The sequence below is a fragment of the uncultured Lacinutrix sp. genome (assembly GCF_947500325.1).
Lineage (GTDB): Bacteria > Bacteroidota > Bacteroidia > Flavobacteriales > Flavobacteriaceae > Lacinutrix.
In genome coordinates, this window is sequence record NZ_CANMRQ010000046.1 from 1 (window position 1) to 3,968 (window position 3,968).

Here is a 3,968-nt window from a genome sequence, read left to right on the forward strand (position 1 = left end):
TAAAAGCATAAAGCACACAACACAATGTATAGTCAATATCTCCCTACGGTCGTTACTAACTATACATCTAACGTTGTGCACAAGTGCTCACTCGAGCTAAAAAAAATACATATTAAATGTTAAAAAAAAAACTCTGCTCCTTTCTGATTTCACTCAATCTCCAAACTGATTTAAAACGCACTCAGCCTTTTTAATCGGATATTACTCTTGCTTTTATACGCTGATTTTACTCAACCCTATTTTCTGTTTTCTCTCTTTATTGCGCAAAAAAACGGATTATAAAACTTTTACCTGTGCACAACAATATGTATAGAAAATGCTTATTTTAGTGCCAAACGAAAGGTCTATGCTTTTTTGCTAGCTTCTGATTTTCCTGCGGAAAATCCTCGCACTCAAAAACGCACTTTCCATACATCGAACGTTAGCTTGCATTTAAAACCAACATCGAGAATTGAATAATATTAAAATAAAACTTAAAGAAGTATATATTCCATTTTTAATAGTTTCGATAGGAACTATTCTTTTTTACAACATATTTCGTTGGACTTTAGATATCAAACTCGGAATTTTACCCTTAAAGGAAAACTTATTGAATTTTTGGATTCCTTTCGCTCTTCCTTGGATTCCAATACTTATTTGGTTACGAAGAAGAATTCGGATTTTAAATGTTAGAGGTAAAAGAGATAATGGATATTTTGGATATCAATTTGCTATGGCAGCAGCAATGGCTGTACCAATAATAATAAGTCAAAACTACATTAAAAAAGGTTCCTTTGACTTAAACGAAATATCTTCAATCTCAAAAGTTAAAGAATTAAAAAACGAAAAGTATTTTAAAATAAGCTCATTTAATATTGACCATAACTCAAGTCTTCCACATGTAACTGCAAGAACTTCTGGTCGAAATAATGATAATCTGAACTTTTACTTATATCTAGCCTGTCCATTTGAGGAAACGAGCTCTATTTGGTATGGAGTTGAGTATAAAAAGAATTTAAGTAATCGTATTAATGAACAAAGGAAAAATTCAGAATACAGGACTTTTTTAAACAAATCAGAACAAGAATTTAAAACCTATAATTTTCAAGATGTAGAATATTTTGAACGGCTAGGATATTCAGACGACAGAGATGGATTTATAGAAGCAATAAAAGAAAGAAACGCTAATCTAAACGAAAAGGAACAAATAATACTCGTACCTAAAAATGATGTTTTTGAAGAAAGACTCGGCAATTCATTTACTTGGATTTTTGGGTCTTTTGGAATTGGAGCATTAGCTCTTTTGTTAATGGTAGTAATTCCAAAAATTAACGAAAAGGAATTAAACGATTTTAAAAAGAATAAACCACTAAAAGAAGATGGTTTAAAAGATATGATTGGCTTTTTAAATCCAATGGGCGAAAATAAAGCCACAGCAATTTTATTGCTTCTAAATATTATTGTTTTTCTAATTATGACATTTGACGGACTAAACATAGTTTCGCCTACACCAAAAGAATTACTCGAAATTGGAGGGAATAGAAGGTTTGAAGTTATGAGTGGCGAATATTGGAGGTTATTTACTTCGATGTTTATTCACGGTGGACTATTACACTTGTTTATGAACTTAATAGGTCTTGGACTTGGAAGCAGTTTATTGGAAAACATTCTTGGTTCGATAAAATTAATAATTATCTACACTGTTTGTGGAATTCTTGCAAGTTTAGCGAGTATTTATTGGCACGAAAACATAGTTAGTGTTGGAGCATCTGGAGCAATTTTTGGGCTTTATGGTCTGATTTTGGCTTTTACAGTTTTTAAAATATACCCAAATTATATGAGAGGAATGACTTGGATGCTATTAGGACTTTATGCAGGAGTAAGTTTGTTGTTTGGATTTTTAGGCGGAATTGATAATGCAGCTCATTTTGGTGGACTGATAAGCGGTTTTGTAATTGGAGGAATTTTAATATTGACAAATGAAGAACAACTGAAAAAAAACGCAAGCTAACACCGTATATAATTTATTGCTAGTTCTAGCCTACTTACGAAAATCCTAGCGGATTTTCTATTCGGTTTTTATTTGCTAAATTTAGTGCTTAAACCACGCAACAAACCATATACAAAAACGTTATAGACAATTAAAGAAAAATTATGGGGATTTTTAAGAAGTTATTCGGAGGGAATTCAAAAAAGAACCCTAAAGAAGAAGAAAATAAGACAAGTGAATATGATCTAAAATGGATAAGTGCGGATCAAAATCCTTGGAATTTGAAAATTTTGGATTTGAGACCAATTTCTCAAACCATGCTTTCAACTTCGAAAGATCCTAAAATGGCTACTAATGCTGTTTCATACAGTCAAGAAGACGGAACGACTTTTAAAGACTATCAACCACAATCTGAAAAAACAATCTTTAGTAATTTGACCATTTCAATAGACGAAAAACTTGAAGAAGGAGTTTTGTTTAACCCGTCAACAATGGAAAACAAATGGGCAATTTATTTTATGAATAATCGTCTAATATTTATAAGAAGTTGGTTAAGGGAAGCATTTGTAGTTGCAAAAACCGTTCATGAGAATAACCAATTAAAGATAACTGAAATAACAGGAGAATTTACAAATAATGAATCATCTGAAATGACTCAATCCATTTTGATGTTCTTATTGTTTAGTCACTCTTTAAATGAAACTATACCTGCTCCTATTCCAAAAGATTTGGAGGACAATACTGATAAGGCAGGAATGTGGGCTTTTTCAACTTATGGAAATATGGCTCATCTAGGATATTTTGGAGAAGATTTTAACTATCAAACAGATCTAAAACTAAGAACACATTCTTTATTACATATTGCAATTGCAAGAGGTGAGTTGAATAAAATTAATGAGCAATTAGATAAAAATACAAATGTAAATTGTTTAGCTGGTGATGGTCTTTCAACCTTGCAATGGGCAATGACTGCTGATCCCAATGTCTTAAGCTTATTACTTGATAAAGGAGCTAATCCGAATACTAGATCGACTGAAGGAGCAACACCAATAATGAATGCTGTCCAATCGGATAAAATCGAACACCTTAATATTTTGATTAAAAACCAGGCAGACTTAAATGCTAAAGATAATAGAGGGTTTACAGCTTTGCACAGAGCATCAGAAATGGGACGAAAAGAAATGGTTCGTATCTTATTGGAAAATGGAGCTAATAAAAATGTAGAAGCTGAAAATCACACGCCTCTTTCATTAGCCATCGCAATGAAAAATGAGGAAATTATAAAACTATTAGAAAAATAAAAAGTCTATAACAATTTGTATAATGCATATACACCCTGCGGGATGTAAACGCACCATACAAGAGACGTTAGCAACAAGCAAAAACACAAACTTCTGAATGAATCGAATAATTTTTCTTTTAATCATTAGTAATATACTGTTCAGCTGTAGAAATGAACAAGAATCTAATATTATCCTTGATGAAATAGTTATATCTGACTATATGGGAAAACCATTGAAATTTTACATACCAAAAGGTTATGAAATTGACAAAAAAATTGATGATGATTCTGATTTTTTTTTTCATTCTTATCGTTATCCTGATTCAAGTTTTTTATCAATAATGGGAGGTTCTAATACTGAATTTAAAATCGTGGAGGATTTAAAATATTCACGAATGGAAAAAACAAATAATATCTCAATGATGTATTGGGAAGTAAAAGAAAAAAGGAAAGCAGAATTTGATTTAGCATTAGATTCATTGATTGAAGATTAAAGCCAGTTGCTAACAAAGTGTATAATTAATTGCTCGCTACTTGCCTACTTTGGAAATTCCTGCGGAATTTCCAACTGGTTTTGTGCTTGCGATTTTTATCGCTAAATTCACGCAACTAACCATACACTAGACGTTGGCAACAAGTTGGTACGTTAAACAAACATCCTTTACAAAGTTAAAGAAACATAGTTTACACTTTTTGAGGTGTAATTTGAGATCAAAA

The 3,968-nt window shown here is 31.5% G+C and carries 3 protein-coding genes; all 3 read left to right on the forward strand.

Annotated elements, in window-relative coordinates; translation table 11 throughout:
* The first annotated feature begins 451 nt into the window (after positions 1-451).
* Positions 452-1,990 carry a rhomboid family intramembrane serine protease gene (locus Q0997_RS20035; protein WP_299892450.1) on the forward strand — a complete coding sequence of 513 codons (1,539 nt, stop codon included), beginning with the start codon at positions 452-454 and terminating at the stop codon, positions 1,988-1,990.
* Between the two features lie 143 nt (positions 1,991-2,133).
* The gene (locus Q0997_RS20040; RefSeq protein WP_299892452.1) at positions 2,134-3,270 is read left to right on the forward strand and encodes an ankyrin repeat domain-containing protein; all 1,137 of its coding nucleotides are present in this window, start codon (positions 2,134-2,136) and stop codon (positions 3,268-3,270) included.
* A gap of 97 nt (positions 3,271-3,367) precedes the next feature.
* Entirely contained in the window at positions 3,368-3,745 is a 378-nt protein-coding gene (locus tag Q0997_RS20045) for a hypothetical protein (protein ID WP_299892455.1), read from the forward strand.
* Positions 3,746-3,968: the final 223 nt, after the last annotated feature.